Source organism: Methanobrevibacter arboriphilus JCM 13429 = DSM 1125 (assembly GCF_002072215.1).
In the GTDB taxonomy this organism is placed as follows: domain Archaea; phylum Methanobacteriota; class Methanobacteria; order Methanobacteriales; family Methanobacteriaceae; genus Methanobinarius; species Methanobinarius arboriphilicus.
Map to the genome: position 1 here is coordinate 1 of NZ_JXMW01000025.1, position 18968 is coordinate 18968.

Sequence of the window (18968 nt, forward strand, 5' to 3'; positions counted from 1 at the left end):
CCAACAAGCTGACCAGAAATAGTAACATTGTTGCCAATATTCACTGAATCTAGATTAACAATGATAGTAGAATTAGTATCATTCAAATTCACAGTAAAACTAGTTGCATTAGTAAAACCAGTATAATTATCATTACCAGCATAGCTAACAGTAACAGTTATGTTTCCTGTGCGGTTAGTTGTGTAATTAAGACTCCAACCACCATTAGAATTAATAGTAACATTATTATAAACATTACCATCAACACTAACAGTCAAAGAATCAGAGCCATTACCAACATAACCCTCAAGCTCACCAGTAATATTAGCATTAGTACCAATTTGAACACTAGCTACAATAATACTAGAATTAGTACTATTCTTAACAACTTCAAAAGTAGTACTATTAGTAAAAGCAGTATAATTATAATTACCAGCATAAGTAACATTAACAGTTATGTTTCCTGTACGATTAGTTGTGTAATTAAGACTCCAACCACCAGTAGAATTAATAGTAACATTATTATAAACATTACCATCAACACTAACAGTCAAAATATCAGAGCCATTACCAACATAACCCTCAAGCTCACCAGAAATAATAACATTAGTACCAATTTGAACACTAGCTACAATAATACTAGAATTAGTACTATTCCTCAACACTTCAAAACTAGTACTATTAGTAAAACCAGTATAATTATCATTACCAACATAGCTAACAGTAACAGTTATAGTTCCAGTACGATTAGTTGTATAATTAAAATTCCAACCACCAGTACCATTAACAGAAACATCTGTGTAAAGATTACCATCAACAGTAACATTAACACCAGCTATACCAGTAAAATTATCCAACTGACCAGAAATAGTAACATTATTGCCAATACTCACTGGATCATTACTAACAATTATACTAGAATTAGTAGTTAATTGGGCATTAAAAGCTACAGTATCATCTACATTATCTAAAGTAGCAGCTAAAGTTTGAACACCAGCTGTAGCTGTTGCATTATAAACAAAACCATCAACACGACTACTATTAAAATCAGCACCATTAAAAGTTCCATTAACAACAAAATCAGGTAAAAATTCAACACCATCATTACTAAGCGTAGTATTCAAAACTAACAACATAAAACTAACATTATCACCAAAATGAACACCATCCAAACTAGAAGTATTAGTAATATTCAAAATAAAATGATTAAGAGTATCAACACCCAAAATCATACCAGTAATATCATTAACACCCCACCAATTACGATCAAAACTACTATTATCATTATGACCAGTAATATTAACACCAACAGAAGCAATAATACGATTATACTCAACAGTAACATTAACCAATGAACCAACACTTAAACCAGTAAAATTCAAACCAGCATTAGTAGCAAAAATAGTATTACCACGAATAATAAAATCAGTCGCATTAGTAACACCATCATCATTATAGAAATAAAAACCATCACCATTAGTAGCATTAATAGTATTATTCAAGAAATTAACACCCTTAACATTACCATTATACAAAAGAACATAAACACCATAATTAACACCAGTAATGTTGTTGTTGGCGAAGGTTATATTGGTGTTGTTGCTGCTGGATGCAAACAGATCAACACCAGGGCCGGATGTTCCTGTGATGTTGTTGTTGGCGAAGGTTATATTGGTGTTGTTATCGGTGTATGCACGCATAAAAACACCATCGGATGTTCCTGTGATGTTGTTGTTGGCGAAGGTTATATTGGTGTTGTTGCTGCTGTATGCACCCAGATAAACACCATTGCTGGATTTTCCTATGATATTGTTGTTGGCGAAGGTTATATTAGTGTTGTTGCTCCTTTCTGCACCCAGATAAACACCACGTGATGTTCCTGTGATATTGTTGTTGGCGAAGGTTATATTAGTGTTGTTGCTGATGGTTACAATCAGAGTAACACCCTCGGATGCTGTTGTGATGTTGTTGTTGGCAAAGGTTATACTGATGTTTTTGTTGGTGGATGTAGACAGATAAACACCAGTTAATGTTCCTGTGATGTTGTTGTTGGCGAAGGTTATATTGGTGTTGTTGCTGCTGTATGCACCCAGATCAACACCAGTGCTGAATGTTCCTGTGATGTTGTTGTTGGCAAAGGTTATACTGATGTTTTTGCTGTAGGATGCCAACAGATAAACACCTCGTGATGTTCCTGTGATGTTGTTGTTTTCAAAAACCAAATTAGCAGACGAAACAGGACTACCAGTGCTACCATCACCTAAATATACACCAGAACGACCACCAGTTATATTATTACCACTAAATAAAACATCAAAAACAGTCTTATCAGTAGATTTACCGAATAAAGAAACAACACCACTATAATCAGTAGATATACTGGATTTAATAATATTATCCTTAATAACAACACCTGTTATAGGATTAGCACTACCACTACTACTTAAATTAATACTAAAACCAGAAGTAGTAATATTATTATCACTAACAGTCAAATCACTACAATTAGATTTTATAGCTGTAGCATAGCCACTAATAGTTAAATTAATAATCTTTACATTAGTAGCAGTAATATTAAACAAAGTACCACTAGATGTTGTGAATTTAGCACCACCACGGTTTTTACCAACAATAGTAGCATTACGGCTAATATTAAGCTGACCCCAACCACTATACTCACCATTAGCAAAACTAATCAATAACTCATTATCATTATCATTATTAATAACATTTTGAAACTGTTGAGTATTATTAGCTGTAGTAAAATTATGATTAGCTGCACTAGCACTAGATAAAGCTAAAAAGATAAATAAAACACATATAACAAAAATAATTGGCTTAAAAAGTCTATTTATTGTAAACATTTTCGTTTTTTCACCTCCTGATCCAATCAATCAGTATATATAAAAAATACATAGCACGATGAGAACACTCACTACGCTACAATAATATAATATAAAAAAACTACTATAAAAAACTTCCTACCCAAAAAAATAAAAAACAATAGCTATTCCCCCCCCCCCCCAATGCTGGCAAGTTAAGGATTTATTATTTACAGTTTTAAGTTATTAAAACTATTTTTAGCTTATTTAAATGATTTTTAGGAGTTATTTTTTTTCTTGTTTTTCTTTTTTTTTTGGTTAGTTGGGTTTCAATAGTAAATTTTATTAGTTATTATTTCTTATATATTAATATAGGGGGTTAATTGGAGTTTTTTTTATTATGGAATTATTTGATCGTGTTAATAGTGTGTTTGAAGATTTTAAAAGTGAGAGTATTGTTGAACAGGGTCGTTTATTTGAAAAGGCTTTTACTCGAAAGCGAAAATTGTCTTTTGATAGGGTTGCTCTTTTTTTGTTGAATAAAAATGGTTTAACTCAGACTTTAGAGGCTTATAACTTTAGTTTGGGGTTAAATATTGATAATTTTTCAAGACAAGCTTTTTGCCAAGCTAGAATGAAATTTAACCCAGAAATATTCAAAACCATTAGCGGTGGAATTTACGATTGTCTTAATAATATGATGATAGACTTCCAAATAGCACCATACAAGACCAGTGAAAAAGAATTAGCATATAAAAACATAGAAAAAGCTCTTAAATTATTTAAAAATGATGAAATTATCTTGATTTTTGACAGAGGATATCCATCAATCGAATTTTTCCAATTTCTCACAGAAAAAAACATTAAATTCATATTCAGAATCAAAAAAGACAACTACAAATTCCAAACAAACAAAATAGAAGGAAATAAAGGAATAATAAACCTAAAAACAAAGAAAAACCATCAAATAAGGATAAATTAAGTTTAAGAGTTAATAAAATCCCAACAAAAAACAATGAAGTAATTTTAATAAGTAATCTACCAATAAAAGAAGTATCCTACCATGAAATTACTGAATTATATCGTCAAAGATGGAAAATCGAGAAATCTTTTGAAATATTAAAAAATAAACTATATATAGAAAATATAAGTGGCTACAGCAAAATATCAGTTGAACAAGACTTTTATTCACAAATATTAACCTATAACATAGTGCAAGACATAAATAACAAAGCAAATGAGATTTTAAAACAAAAACAACAAACAAAAAAGCTTAAAAACAAGATCCAAAAAACAATAGGAAAAAAGGAAGAAAACAAGATAAAAATCAATATGAACCATTTAATAGGTTATTTCAGGAAAAATATCCTAAAAATATACCAAACAAGAAATATAATGAAAAAATATCAAATATTTAAAGAAATGGTAGAAATAGCAATCAAATCAGTAACATATGGAAAAGCAAACAGACATTTTAAAAGAACAAAAAAACGAACAACACCCAAGAACAAAACAAACATTAGAAGGAACTCATAAAAGAAAAAAAAACAAACAAACAAAAATAAGAATTTCAAGAAGAAATACAGAAAAATTAACAAAGATAGCGAAAGCTAACAACAATAAAAAAAATGGAAAACACTTTAAAATAAATAAAAAGACTTAAAAATACTTAAATTTAAAAATAAATCCTTAAATTACCAGCATTGGGGGAAATAACTGGAAAAAAACTGTTCGAAGATTACAAAAGTTGTATAATAAAATCTTTAATATTCGCAATGATGAATATCAGAAACTATCCACAGAAATAATCAAATCTTTTGATTTAATTGGTTTAGAAAACTTAGGGGTGAAAAGTATGATAAAAAACCCCAGATTAAGTCACAGTATCAGTCAAATATCATGGTCAAGACTTATTGATATGATAAAATACAAAGCCTCATGGTACGATAAAAAATGCATACAAATAAGTAAAGCTTTCCCATCATCAAAACTTTGTAACAAATGTGGATACAAAAAAGAAGATTTAACACTAGCTATCAGAGAATGGACTTGCCCAGAATGCAAAACCAAACATGATAGAGATATTAATGCTTCTATTAATATTCTTAACGAAGCTATTCGAATAAATAATGAATGTACCACTGGACAAGTGGGAATTTAAGATTGTGTCACTATGGAACATTGGTTCTATCTAAGCAATAAACTGTAGCTTATAAAAGAGAGCAAGAATCTCTGACTGAAACATCATAAAATAATCAGTCCGAGAGTATGTCAAGCCAATTCCAAGAAGTTTCAACTATTCTATCTAAATCTGAAAATTTAGGAGTCCAACCTAAAACATCAAAAGCTTTTTTAGAATCAGCTATTAATATATCCGGGTCCCCTTCTCTCCTATCAACCACTTCTTTTTTAATTTCAAATCCTGTGACTTTTTCACATACATCAATAACCTCCTTAACAGAAAACCCATTTCCATTACCAAGATTATAAACTTTTTCTATAGAATTCTCATTGTCAAGGCTCTTAAATGCTTTTATATGAGCCTGTGCAAGGTCATTTACATGAATATAATCCCTAATACATGTTCCATCAGGAGTATTATAGTCATTCCCAAATATATTAATTTTATCTCTTTTGCCTAAAGCTACGTCTAAAACAAGAGGAATAAGATGAGTTTCAGGATTATGATCTTCACCAATTTCACATTCAGGATCTGCACCAGAAGCATTAAAATACCTAAGAGCAGAATACTTAAAATCATTAGAACTAGATTGTGACTCTTTTTCTAATGCAAGTTCAACCATTAACTTCGACTTTCCATAAGGATTAATTGGATTTAATTCATGTTCCTCTTTAATTGGAATATTCTTGGGAATACCATATACAGCAGCAGTTGAAGAAAATATAAACTTATTCACATTATTTTCTCCCATAACCTTCAAAAGATTTAAAGTATTTTTATAATTATTTTTAAAATATTTAGCAGGATATTTAACAGAATCACCTACTGATGTAAAAGCTGCAAAATGCATTACTCCTTCAATATCAAATTTATTGAACACAGACCTAATAAATTCAATATCAGCCAATTCTCCCTTCTGAAAATCTCCCCATTTAACAGCATAGCTATGACCATTGATTAAATTATCTAAAACAACTGTATCAAAGCCTTCTTTATGAAGCTCTTTATTAACATGAGAACCTATGTATCCAGCACCACCAGTAACTAAAATCATTATTTAAACACCAAAAAACTTATTAATTTAGAGATATATTTAATTCATTATTATTTAAAATATTAGTAATCATTATATTTAAATCATAATCCATACAATATTCTTGTTTTGATAAAATTTATTTATTCAATAGATAATATTCTTTTTAAATAACACACCAACTATAAAATAAAATAAATATTATATAATTAAAATTAAAATTAATATATTATAATTAAAAAAATAGTTAAAATAGCAAGTAAATAATAGCTAAAATAACTATTAAAGATTATTCTTGAAATGGTTGTGGTAACTCACACACATCAGTACCCTTAGCAATATAGGAATAAACTAAAGCTGCTACAATTGCTCCTAAAATAGGACCAATTAAATAAATTGGATAAAACATCCAAAGATTTGCTCCACCAGCCAATAAATCAACTAAATATGGTCCAAAAGTACGAGCAGGGTTAATTGAAGCACCAGTAAATGCTCCTAAAACTGCAATAACTGCTGCAACAGTAAAACCAATTGATATTCCTGCAAAACCAGGATCTGCTTTTTTATCAACGGCTACACCCATAATTACAAGCATCAAGAAAAATGTACCTATAAATTCAGCGAAAAACGCTTGAAAGTAGCTAACCCCTAAACCTGGAGCAGTTGCACCTAAACCACCAATTGTCACAGATTGCATGCCTAAAACAGCTAAAAGAGCCAAACTTCCAATTATTGCTCCAATAAATTGGCCAACAAAATAATAACCAGAATCTTTTAAAGATATGTTTTTTGTAACCAGAAGACCAATAGTAACCGCAGGATTTAAGTGTGCACCAGATATTTTACCAAATAAATAAATACAAGCCATTACAGTAAGTCCAAAAACCAACCCAATTGCTATCCAATCTCCAAGACCTCCAAGAACACCAATACCAACATTACCAGGATCAAAAGTATCTGTAATGAGTAGAGTAACAACAGCCGAACCTGTTCCAAAAAATACTAATAAAAAAGTTCCAATAAGCTCAGCTAAGACTTTTCTTTCAATTCCACAGGTCATAAAACCACCTGAAAAAATATGAGCTAATATAGAAAAAATATAAATATTAAATTATAATTTAGATAATATTATGAATGTATAATATTATCAAATATATAATATTATGAAATATATAATAAATTATAATTTAAATAATAAATTACAATATTTCTTCCAATACTCTTAAATCGATGATAGTATAGCATATAAAAAGCTATAATATTATACAGCTTCTCTCCATTGGCAATAATGATGTCTAAAGTCTACAAGAGCTGCTGAAGCACAATTCTTACAACCTCTTACAGGAGCTGCAGGACTATCTTTATGAAGAGCAATAATATTAGTCATTAAAGTAGCTGTTACAGGTTCACTAGTTAAAAGACAAGGATAATCAGCTAATCTCATGAGAGATGAAAATCTAACAGAAATTGCACATGCAGGATATGTATATCTCTGTGGATTCATAACAATATCATTAGTTCTAACTGGATCAAGATCCACTTCAAAACCATTTACAATAGGAGTTAAATCTTCATCTTCACTGCTTCTCATTCTCCTTGCTTTATCAGTATATCCCCATCCCCGGTATATCATATCCATAAAATCACAATTATGAAGTTCTGCAGCAGCTCCCCTATCTGGGTATTGCTGTACAAAGTTATGGAAACGTTTAGTAAGAAGATCAACGATCATTGGAGCATTAAATCCATCCAATTCAAGAATATATTCTACAGCTGCTGCAGAAGATCCAGTAGCTAAAGATAAAACATCAAATTCAGATTTATAATTATTAAGATTCGCATTTAAAGTATTATCAATTACATCAGTTGTAGCTTCAATAATACCCATAATCATATCATCTTTACACATATTATAAGTTGATTGAGCTATATGATGAGAAATATCACCTACACAATAAGCTGGAACAGTAACAATATTTCCATAATGAACACCATCCTCAACAGCAGCAATAGTAGTGTTTCTCATTTCTTTTTTATATTTTGACATGTATTTGCGAACATCAAAAGAAGTGTGGCCAAAATCATCCATCAATTCAGCTTGTGCATCAATAGGTGTTTCATAAATTTTCTTAATTATTGCAATTTCTTTTTTGACAGCTTCAGCAGCTGTTGTACCAGATTCAAGTTCATTAGAGAAAACTTCTCCAATACCATAAGAAGTATTCATTCCCCAAGATTTAGCAGCTAAAATAGCTTGTTTATGAGCTTCAGGAATTTTAGTTTCAATTAATATTTGATTAACTACATTACTAGTACTTCCAGGAATAAGAGCAAAATCAACTACACAAGTTGGACCATAAAATCCCCCATATCTTCTAATAACTTCTCTTCCTATTAATGCTTCACAATCATCAATAGTAGATATGAAAGTTTTTAAGCTATTTTTAAATTCTTCATCTTCTTCACAAAGGATTTCAAGAATAGCTGGTGTTTGATAGTGTTCTACAAATGGGTCATCTTCAGGCCTAACAGTATCTGTTAAACTAGTTAATGTATTAAAATGTGTATTAACAGAATCTACATGAAGATCAATTACTGATTGAGCTTGTCCATCAATAGCTTTCATATCTCCAGCTACCTTAACATAACTTGCAGCATCTTTAACTTTAAATTCCTTTCCTCTATTTTTTTTAACAGTACTAACATCTGCTCTTTGAGCAGCTATAGCCTCATTTACCATCTTTTTGTATAGTTCTAACATGACGTCACCTCATTTTTATAAAGTTAAATTCATTATACAAATGTTGGTATGTTATTTATACATACTGTGATATATATTTGACTATTTTTAATAAAAAATTATTAATATTTAATTTAATAGTATTACAAATAAATATTATATTGAAAAATCTAAGAAATAATCCTAAAAAGGATATTAAAAATAAAAATAAAAATCAAAATGAAACTAAAAATACCAATAAAATTAAAAAAAGACATAAAATTAAAAAAAATAGTTATAAAATTAAAAAATACTATAAAATTAAAAAAAATAGTTATAAAATTAAAAAATACTATAAAATTAAAAAAATAGTTATTATATTAAAAAATACTATAAAATTAAAAATAATAATTAAAAATAAACATTATTAAATAAAATAATAAAAATAATACTAATAATAATACTAATAATAAAAATAATAATAAAATAATAAAAATGAAAAATAAGTAAAAGAATAATAAAAATAATAAAATTGAAAATAAATAAAAGAACACTAAAAATAAAAAATATTATAATAATTTTCCTAATTTTAATAATGCTTTAGGAGAAACTTTTATAAGATTTTTAACAAGTTCAGTAGTACTTACTTTTTCAAATTGTATATCTTGGAAAGCATCAGCAACTGAATCAAGTTCTTCATCAGACAAAGAAAGAGCATAATCTTTAACTTTTAAGTATTTATCAATTTCATGACCAATATCATCCCTAATATTTTTATCATACTCTTCTAATCTATCTTCAGAAAAATCACCATCAGCAATAGCACCTGCAGCAACAATACCTGCATGCATTCCACCTTTCATACCACTGATGATTCCTCCACCAGTCAAAGGATTAACTTGACCTGCAGCATCTCCACAAACAAGGATATTATCATCATATATTTTTTTTGGCATACCACCAACAGGATCTCCACCAATATTAAACTCAACAGCTTGAGCATTTTGAGTAGCTGGACAATTAGCTACAAAATCTTTCAAATGTTCATAAGGAGTTTTATCAGTATCATTAGTTATTACAGCAAGCCCTACATTAGCTATATCATCACCTTTAGGGAAAATCCAAGCATAACCACCAGGAGCAACAGTTCCAAAGTAGAATTCAATAACATCCTTTTTTTCCATTTCTACTCCAACCATTTCAAATTGGATTCCTGACTCCATATTAGTTGCCTTGGTAGCGGTTCTAAGTCCTGCCCATCTAGCTACTCGAGATTCTGGTCCATCAGCAGCAATAATTATATTAGCTTTTATCTCAAATAACTCACCCATATGCTCACATGTGACAACATAAGCATCTCCTTCTTTTCTCATTCCATGAGCAAGTGTTTTTATCTTGATTTCAGCTCCAGCCCTAGCTGCATCCATAGCCATATATTTATCAAATACTTTTCGCTCTAAAATATAACCTGCTTCTGGAAGTTCAATTTCATCAGAAGTTAACCATACATCAGTACCATTTGGAGAAACTAACCTAACACCATCAAGTTCTTTGGTAACCCAACGTACATTAGGTTCAATTCCTAAATCTGCAAGCCCTGCTTTTGAAACCCCTTCAGCACAACGTTTCGGAGCACCAATTTCAGATTTTTTATCTATAACTATTACTTTAGCTCCACCTAAAGCAGCATGTTTAGCTGCTGATGATCCTGCAGGTCCAGATCCAATTACTAATACATCAGTTTTAATCATTTTATATCCACCTAATAAATATTAATCAATAATTGTAAATATATTGTTATATTATTCTTTTTCTAATGCTGTGATAGGACAAACCTTAACACAAGTGCTACAATCTTTACATTCGCTTTCATCAAAAATTAAAGTAGATTCTTTAACTTCAATTAAATTCCTTGGGCAAACACCCGCACATTCTCCACAGAACATACACCAATCTTTTACTATCATTCTATCTCCTATAAATTTAATTATATTTATAATGTAAACCTTTATAATTATAAGTCCAAAAAAAATATTATACATTACATATAGTTTTTTATAGTATATATAATTATTCGGATTTAATTGAACCACAAATACACTAATTAACTTCCGAGATTTAAAAACTAAAGAACTTGAATATAATAAATAATTAAAATTGAATGAAAATATATAAAAATAGCTAAAACAATAACAAAAAATAATAATTATAATAATAACTATAAAAAGAATAATAATAAAAATAATAAAAATAATAATTACAAAAATAATAGCTATAAAAAGAATACTAAAAATAGTAATAATAATAACTATAAAAAGAATAATAATAAAAATAATAATTACAAAAATAATAGCTATAAAAAGAATACAAAAAATAGTAATAATTATAATAATAACTATAATAAAAGTAATAATTATAAAAAAATAATAATTATAAAAATGAAAATTATAAAAATAATAAAAAATTAAAATATATGAAAATTATTTAGAATATATAAAGTTAAAAATTATTTATATCATCTAAATAAACAACTTCATCACATATTTTTTTAATTAGATCCTTATCATGACTAACAACTAACATTCCTATATTTTTCATTCTTACTAAATCTATAACAAGATTCCAAATTTGAACTTGAGTAACAGCATCCAACATTGTTGTCATTTCATCAGCTATTAAAAACTTAGTATTAGGAGAAAGAGCTCTAAGAACTGAAAATCTCTGAAGTTCTCCCCCTGAAAGTTCATTAGGCCATCTATTAAGCCAAGATTTCTGTATTCCAAATTTTTCTATAATGTCCCCGTCCACATTCCAAGATTCATATAAAATATCCTTCATTTTCCATTTTGGATTCATTGTTTGTTCAGGATGTTGGAAAATTAATTGTACAGGATTATATTCATTTTTTGAAATATTTAAACCATTAATTTCAACTTTACCTTCAAAGTTTTTATTATCAATATACCCTGCTAAAATTTTTGAAAGAGTAGATTTCCCACTACCACTATCTCCAATCAAACCTTTAATCTCACCACTCTTTATATTTATGTTTAAATCCTTTAAAATCCATCTTTTACTAGAATCATATTTGAAGCTTAAATTTTCTCCTTTTAATTCCATTAAATTACCTCACTAGAATATAATAAAAAAGTTAATAAAAAATTAATGAAAAATTAATGAAAATACTATCTAGAATATTTTCTATGACCTCTATGGCATCGTACTTTTTTACCTTGAATATCTTGAAGTTCAGGGTTTAATGTTTTACAACAATCTGTAGGATGATCACATCTATCATAATAAACACAACCTTCTGGAATTTCACCATGTATTGGTTGATGACCCTCATACAAATGAAAACCATTTTGAGGAAGAGCCTTATAAAGTGCACGTGTATAAGGATGCACTAAATTTTCACCATTCCCTGAAAAATCTTTTGCATTAACTATTTCAATAACATATCCTGAATAAAATATAACTATCTTATCAGCAACATTTAAAGCAGCATTAATATCATGAGTAATTAAAAGAACACCCTTTCCATCATTTGCCATTTGTTTAAGGTAGTTTAAAGTTTCTTCAATAGCTTTATCATCCAAGCCAGGAGTAGGTTCATCTGCAATTACCAAATCAGGATTTTGAATAAGGGCTGTTGAAACCAAAACTCTCCTTGCCATTCCTCCAGAAAGTTGAAATGGGTATAAATCATCAACTTCCTCACCTAAACCATATTCTTCAAAAACTTTTCTTTGATGAATTTTTTTAGTTTTTTTATCTTCTTCATCAACAGTTTCACCAATAACCTGATCAGAAACTTTCATAAGTGGATCTAAATAATTAACTGATTGTGGAATTAAAGCTATTTCACTCCCCCTGACTTTCTCTTTAAGATTTTGATCTAATTTTTCCCCTTTAAAACTCATTTCTCCAGTAAGAGTTGCATTCTTAGGCAGTATTCCTAGAATTGCATGTGCAAGTAAGCTCTTTCCAGAACCACTAGAACCAAGAATAGCTACTATTTCGCCGGTAGAAATATCTAATGTTAAATCACTGATTACTTTGAGTAAATTTTGTCTTAATCCTCTAGTATATTGAAGAAATGAAATTGAAATATTTGAAACTGATAATAATTCTTCTGACTTTTCAGAATTTTCATTCATATCATTTGATATATTATTATTTGAAATATCTGCATCATTCAATATACCTGCATCATTTAACATATCAGTATCACTCAATATATCTGCATCATTCAATATATCAGTATCACTCAATATTTCTTTATCGTCTGATGCTTCATTTGATTTATCAATTGTTCCATTTTTAATATCTAACAATTAAAAACCTCCATTACTCATGTGCATTTGCAGGATCTAATAATCTTTGTAAATTATCCCCAACTAAATCAAATGAAAGAACAATTATTAATAGAGATATACCTGGGAAAAATGCTAACCACCAAGCTCCTGTAGCTAAATATTTCATTGATTCAGCAAGAATCACTCCAATAGCTGGTTCATGAGGAGAAAGTCCAAAACCAAGGAAAGTTACACTGGCTTCATGCATAATTGCATGAGGGAAAACCAAAATCACACCTAAAAATATTTGAGTTAATACTAATGGAAGAATATGGTATTTAGCTATCCACCATTTTGATTTACCAAAATTCTTTGAAATATGAACATAATCAGATGTATTAATCTGTTTTACTTCTGCTCTAAGAACCCTTGTTAATGAAGTCCAATGAGAAACACCTACACCTATAATTACACCAACAGCTCCCCCACCTAAACTTATTGAAACCAAAATAATCAACAAAAGATGAGGAATAGATGAGAAAAGATCAACTAACCAACTAACAAAACTATCCAAATATTTATTCATACTTGACACTAGACCTAAAATAACTGCTATAATCATACTAATAATAGATGCAAAAGCACCAATCATTATACTAAGACCTAATCCTTTCATTGTTCTTGTAAACATGTCCCTACCCATCCAATCAGTACCAAAAATATGTTCAAATGAAGGAGGTTGATTAATTGCACTAAAATTAGTTGTAATATTAGCTACATTGATAAATAAACTATTTATAACAACAGCTAAAAGCAACATTGAAGTTAAGCTAATAATCAAAATAGTTTTTGTTCTTAAATTCATCTTTAAAGGAGAAGTATAAAACTTTCTAATTGGCTTATCAATAGGATCATCCGCAGGCTTATTCATTAGATTCACTCTCCCTAATTCTAGGATCTACAAATTTATAAATAACATCAGCAATTGTATTTCCACAAAAAACAAAGATTGTTGAAAAAATTACAATACCTAAAAGTAAAGGAACATCACTTCTAAGACCTGCAGCAACAGCAGCTTGACCTATACCGGGATAAGAAAATACTTGTTCCACTAAAACAGCTCCTCCAAACAGTTCACTAAAAGATAAAAATTGAATAGTAATAGCTGGAAGAAGAATATTTCTAACTCCATGACGTTTAACAAGAGACCAGCCTTTTTCACCTCTAGCTTTTGCAAAAATTATAAAATCACTAGACATAATATTATTAAGTTTATCTCTTGTAAAAAGAGCAATTTGAGCAATTCCGATCACACTGAGAGCAGTTGCAGGAAGAATTAATCTATCTAACCAATCCCAAAACGTCACATTTTCAGATAAAACTCCTACAGGGACTCCTAAACCTGTTGGGAACCATCCTAAGTAAACTGAAAATACCATAAGCATTAAAAGCGCTATCCAAAAGGTAGGTGCTGAAAGAAGGATATAACAATATATTTTAACAAATTTATCAATCCAACTTCCCCTATACATTCCAGCTAAAGTACCTAAAGTAAATCCAAGAACTCCAGAAATCAGCCAAGAAACAAACATTAAAACTAAAGATGCTTGAAATCTATCTCCAATAACTTCTAAAACAGGAACTCTATAAATAAGAGAAATGCCGAAATTCCCTCTAAAAACATCAAATGCCCAATTGAGTGCTTTTTCCCAAATTGGTACACCTACACCCCAATACTGTTGTAGATTAACTAATTGTTCACCACTAACAGCCATTTCTCCAATATAAGCACGAACAGGATCAATTGGAGATAAATCTATTAAAACAAAACTAATAATAGCTACAGCTATTAAAAGAATAATAAGCCTAATTGTCTTATATCCTAAAAAAATAGCTAATTTTTTATAATTAAACAACGAATCACCATTTATAATAAAATATTAATAAATAAAATAAAATTATTTATTAACTTGTTTCATTTACTCTTTTCCAATCATATATATCTCTTAAGATATCTATTCCAGAACTATTTGAATTAGGACCCATATCAATTGAATCATCTACCATATAAAGGAAATCAGAGGTAGCTACCCAAAGCCATGGTGCATCACCAGCTGGACCAAACCCAGTATTTCCATCAAAAGCAGATTTTTTCCATAATTCATTGGCATTATTTTGATCAGTACTAACCAAAGCATCATCTAAATAGCTATCTACAATAGAATTATTATAAAGATTTGGATTCATATATCCATCATCGACTTCTTTACTATGATATTGTAAGTAAACAGACCTATATGGGTTTGGAGAACTTTGTTGATATAATGCTGCAGAATTGTATTGATTTGCATATATACTATCCCAATCAGTACCCACAAGCTCTATATTTATTCCTAAATCCTTTGCATATTCAGAGACTACAGTAGATAATGCTTGTCTTTGTTGATCTTCAGAAGCATAATACAATTTAAATGATGCATTAAGACCATTTTTCTCTCTAATTCCATCACCATCAGTATCTTTCCATCCAGCATCATCGAGTATTTTTTTTGCTTCAGTTATATTAGAGTCATTAACCTTAGCATCAGGATTAGAATAATCCCTTTGATCAACTCCTGTTTGTTCTACTGCACCAAAACCATAATAAACCTCATCAACAATTTTTTGACGATTAATACCTATATTTAAAGCTTTTCTAATTGCAGGATCTGCAGTTACATTATTACCAATTTTATCACCTTTCTCAGTTTTAAGACCAGTATCATTTAACATTGGAAATGAAACACCCTGTGCTCTTCCAGAAGGTAAATTAATCAGATTATATCCAGTAACATTTTCTCTTGCTTGAGTTATATCAATTGTTGCAACATCAACATCGCCAGATTTAACAGAAGCAAAACTAGCATCTTCATCTAAATATAGCATAGTTATTTTTTTAAAGTATGGTTTTTTGCCATAATAATCATCATTTAATTCAAAAATTGCTTGTTGATCTTTATCCCATTGAACAAATTTATAAGGACCAGAACCAATTGGATTAGAGCCATAAGTTTCATTATCATAGGCATGTTCAGGAACGATTCCAAGATATCTTAAATCCCAAATAAAAGTTGATTGCGGATGCTGAAGGTTGAATTCAATAGTATTATTATCAACAGCAGTTGCATTTTTAAGATTAGTTAAATCAAGTTGAGAATCAGCACTATTTTTAACATTATTAAATGTAAAAGCAACATCTTTAGCTGTTAAAGGTACACCATCAGTAAATTTAACATTATCCCTAATATTAACTTTCCAAACAAGACCATCAGAGCTAACTGAATAGTTTGTAGCTAAATCATTAGTAATATTGCCATCAGCACCAGTTTTAAATAAAGTACTTTGAATTAGAGGTTCAAAATTTGCATGACCACAACCCCAATCTTTAAGTGGGTCAAAACCAGTTTTAAGTTCTGATAAATGAGAACCTGCAGTTACAACAAGTTCATCAGGACTCCTATCCTTTGAATTATTTCCAAGAATCATTGCTCCAGCTATTATACCAATAATTAAAATAATTACAACAATTATAACATATTTCATTTTAATTTTTATACCTCCCTTAAATAAATTATTATATTAGCTTAAACGTTTCCAATCATAAATATTACCAAAAATATCTCCACCATGAGGTTGTATTTTAGTAGTATTCTCAGATATATCTAAAGAATTATCAACAAAATAAGGATAATCTACAAAAACAGTCCATATCCATACAGCATCACCTTTTGGAGATATTCCATTTGATCCATCCCATGAAACCATTGACCAATCATTATAAGATGATTCAATGTTAGATGAAGATAAAGCAGACTCCATATGTTGATTTACAATAGAACTATTATAATAAGCAGGATTATCATATTCATTACCAGCAAAACCACCATAATATTGATGATATAAAGAAGAAGGATCTAAACTACCATAACCCCAAACAACACCATTAGAAAGTTTAAGCTTATCAATTTCATCCCAGCTTTTACCTTCAACATTAACTTCAATTCCAAATTTTTTAGCTTGTTCAGAAACACTTATTGCAATGGATTGTCTTGTTGTATCATCAGCAGGGTAATAAACAGTGAAAGATGCTTTTTGACCATCTTTTTCTAAAATTCCATCACTATCAGAGTCTTTCCAACCATCAGATTCAAGTATAGATTTAGCTTTATCTACATCCCCATCTTCAATAATTGCTTCATTATTATTCCAAGGGAGTTGATATCCAATACCATCAAAAGATTTATTACCATGACCTTGTAATGGCCCATCAATAATAGTTTGACGATTAATTCCATAATTTAAAGCTTCTCTAATTGCTTTATTAGAAGTCACATTATTTCCAATAGAAACACCATCTTCAGTTTTATTACCTGTATCTGGAAGATATGGTAAAGATATTCCTCTTGCATCAATAGAATCAAGTATAATTGAAGACATATTATCAATTTTTTCATTAGAGTAAGACAAAGGCACTTCAGCTATATCAACTTCACCTTTCTTTGCAGCTGCAAATGCTGCATCTCCTGCTAAGAATAATATTGTTAACTTTTTAAATTCTGGTTTTTTACCATAATAATCATCATTTAATTCTAAGATAACCTGTTGGCCTTTATCCCATTGAACAAATTTATAAGGACCAGAACCAATTGGATTTTGTCCATAAGTCTCATTATTATAACTTTCAGAAGGCACAATTCCAAGAGTAGACAATTTTGATATAAAAGTTGAATCAGAGTTATTCAAGTAAAATTCAACTGTACTATCATTTACAGCTGTTGCATTAAGCATATTAGATAAATCAATATCTCCACCAACCTTTTTAGCTTCATTATATGTAAATACAATATCTTTTGCTGTTAGAGAACTATTATCATGAAACTTAACTCCATCCCTAATATTTACAGTATATGTTTTACCATCACTACTTACAGTATGATTTGTAGCTAAATCATTGACTAAACTCATATTGTTATTTCTTTTAAAAAGAGTACTTTGAATTAAAGGTTCAGAAGCTGAAGCCCACCCCAAAATAGGATTAAAACCGGTTTCAGGTTCACCACCATGAGTTCCAACAGCAGTTACCAACTCATCAGGATTTCTTTCAGTCGATGAATTTCCAAGGACCAAACCTCCTGCTACAATACCAATAACTATAATAATAGCTATAATCATTATATGTTGCTTTTTCATATTTTTTCCCCAATTTTCCTTATTTTTCATCAAATATTCTTAATTATTCCTAAAATAGCTAAATAGCAAATTTAAATAGTAAATTTTTAGCTATATCATAAATAAATATAAATAAGAAAATAATCTTTTAAATAATAAAAACTTCGTTTTTAAACTTATAAAATCAGAGACTTTATAAATAATAAAACAATTTAGATAAAAATTATTTTATATAAAAGTTATTAATAGTAATACTTTTTATAAAAAAATCTTAGAAATAGTATTACTAATATTGATTTTATTAAGATTATTTTTTATTTATAAAATTAAATTATAGAAATTGATATAAATACTTTTCTAAAAATTCGTAATACTTTTTTCTTTATTTTCTAAATAAAGTATTAATTATTACTTAAATTAAGAAAATACAAGAAATAGTAATAAGAATAAATATTAAAATTAAAAAAATTGATGTTTGAGGTATTAGATTAGTATTCTAAGAATAATTATAAAAAATTTTATAGATGCTTATAATAATCATAGATTGCTATAAATCAAATATTAATATTATGCAATAATAATCAAAATATTAAATTATTACTATTTTGTAATAATTAAAAAAATTAAAAATTAAAAAATTAATAAAATAATAAAATAATAAAGTTAATATAAAACATTTAATTAAATATCTAATTAATATTTAATCAATATTATAAGATCTAGTAAT

At 28.8% G+C, this 18968-nt stretch carries 16 protein-coding genes; 4 read left to right on the forward strand and 12 right to left on the reverse strand.

What is annotated here, in order from left to right; translation table 11 throughout:
- Positions 1-2843 (reverse strand): beta strand repeat-containing protein (locus tag MBBAR_RS08620; protein ID WP_143746183.1); only part of this gene is annotated, 2843 nt, incomplete at its 3' end.
- A gap of 463 nt (positions 2844-3306) precedes the next feature.
- Between MBBAR_RS08620 and MBBAR_RS10665 the strand changes: the two genes are divergently transcribed.
- From MBBAR_RS10665 to MBBAR_RS08635, 4 genes are read left to right on the forward strand one after another with little or no spacing between them, the layout of a single operon-like run.
- A complete protein-coding gene (locus MBBAR_RS10665; protein WP_158082566.1) occupies positions 3307-3783 on the forward strand; it encodes a transposase in 477 nt (158 codons plus the stop codon).
- A 17-nt stretch (positions 3784-3800) separates the two neighbouring features.
- The gene (locus MBBAR_RS10735; protein WP_080460967.1) at positions 3801-4337 is read left to right on the forward strand and encodes a transposase; all 537 of its coding nucleotides are present in this window, start codon (positions 3801-3803) and stop codon (positions 4335-4337) included.
- On the forward strand, positions 4255-4464 hold the full coding sequence (locus MBBAR_RS10130) for a hypothetical protein (RefSeq protein ID WP_143746184.1): 210 nt from the start codon (positions 4255-4257) through the stop codon (positions 4462-4464). Before MBBAR_RS10735 ends, MBBAR_RS10130 begins: the two co-directional genes overlap by 83 nt.
- A 39-nt stretch (positions 4465-4503) precedes the next feature.
- Complete coding sequence (locus MBBAR_RS08635; RefSeq protein ID WP_282956056.1) at positions 4504-4962, forward strand: RNA-guided endonuclease TnpB family protein; 459 nt, start codon at positions 4504-4506, stop codon at positions 4960-4962.
- 94 nt (positions 4963-5056) lie between these two features.
- On the opposite strand, the gene galE is transcribed toward MBBAR_RS08635, so the two are convergent.
- From galE to MBBAR_RS08695, 11 genes are all read right to left on the reverse strand, one after another.
- Complete coding sequence (gene galE / locus MBBAR_RS08640; protein ID WP_080460957.1) at positions 5057-6037, reverse strand: UDP-glucose 4-epimerase GalE; 981 nt, start codon at positions 6035-6037, stop codon at positions 5057-5059.
- Positions 6038-6305: 268 nt separating this feature from the next.
- Positions 6306-7076 carry an MIP/aquaporin family protein gene (locus MBBAR_RS08645; protein WP_080460958.1) on the reverse strand — a complete coding sequence of 257 codons (771 nt, stop codon included), beginning with the start codon at positions 7074-7076 and terminating at the stop codon, positions 6306-6308.
- A gap of 201 nt (positions 7077-7277) precedes the next feature.
- Complete coding sequence (locus tag MBBAR_RS08650) at positions 7278-8777, reverse strand: DUF2193 domain-containing protein (RefSeq protein ID WP_080460959.1); 1500 nt, start codon at positions 8775-8777, stop codon at positions 7278-7280.
- A 527-nt stretch (positions 8778-9304) separates the two neighbouring features.
- Positions 9305-10486, reverse strand: a complete 1182-nt coding sequence (locus MBBAR_RS08660) for an NAD(P)/FAD-dependent oxidoreductase (protein WP_080460961.1) — start codon at positions 10484-10486, stop codon at positions 9305-9307.
- A gap of 51 nt (positions 10487-10537) precedes the next feature.
- Complete coding sequence (locus tag MBBAR_RS08665; RefSeq protein WP_080460962.1) at positions 10538-10702, reverse strand: 4Fe-4S binding protein; 165 nt, start codon at positions 10700-10702, stop codon at positions 10538-10540.
- 532 nt (positions 10703-11234) lie between these two features.
- Positions 11235-11855 (reverse strand): ABC transporter ATP-binding protein, encoded by a 621-nt coding sequence (locus MBBAR_RS08670; RefSeq protein ID WP_080460963.1) that lies wholly within the window; start codon positions 11853-11855, stop codon positions 11235-11237.
- A gap of 65 nt (positions 11856-11920) precedes the next feature.
- The gene (locus MBBAR_RS08675; RefSeq protein ID WP_080460968.1) at positions 11921-12895 is read right to left on the reverse strand and encodes an oligopeptide/dipeptide ABC transporter ATP-binding protein; all 975 of its coding nucleotides are present in this window, start codon (positions 12893-12895) and stop codon (positions 11921-11923) included.
- A gap of 190 nt (positions 12896-13085) precedes the next feature.
- A complete protein-coding gene (locus MBBAR_RS08680) occupies positions 13086-13964 on the reverse strand; it encodes an ABC transporter permease (protein WP_080460964.1) in 879 nt (292 codons plus the stop codon).
- Entirely contained in the window at positions 13957-14949 is a 993-nt protein-coding gene (locus MBBAR_RS08685) for an ABC transporter permease (RefSeq protein WP_080460965.1), read from the reverse strand. The genes MBBAR_RS08680 and MBBAR_RS08685 overlap by 8 nt, the downstream gene beginning before the upstream one ends.
- Positions 14950-14998: 49 nt before the next feature.
- Positions 14999-16615, reverse strand: a complete 1617-nt coding sequence (locus MBBAR_RS08690) for an ABC transporter substrate-binding protein (RefSeq protein ID WP_080460966.1) — start codon at positions 16613-16615, stop codon at positions 14999-15001.
- A gap of 36 nt (positions 16616-16651) precedes the next feature.
- Positions 16652-18262 carry an ABC transporter substrate-binding protein gene (locus MBBAR_RS08695; RefSeq protein WP_080460969.1) on the reverse strand — a complete coding sequence of 537 codons (1611 nt, stop codon included), beginning with the start codon at positions 18260-18262 and terminating at the stop codon, positions 16652-16654.
- Between the last annotated feature and the right edge of the window lie 706 nt (positions 18263-18968).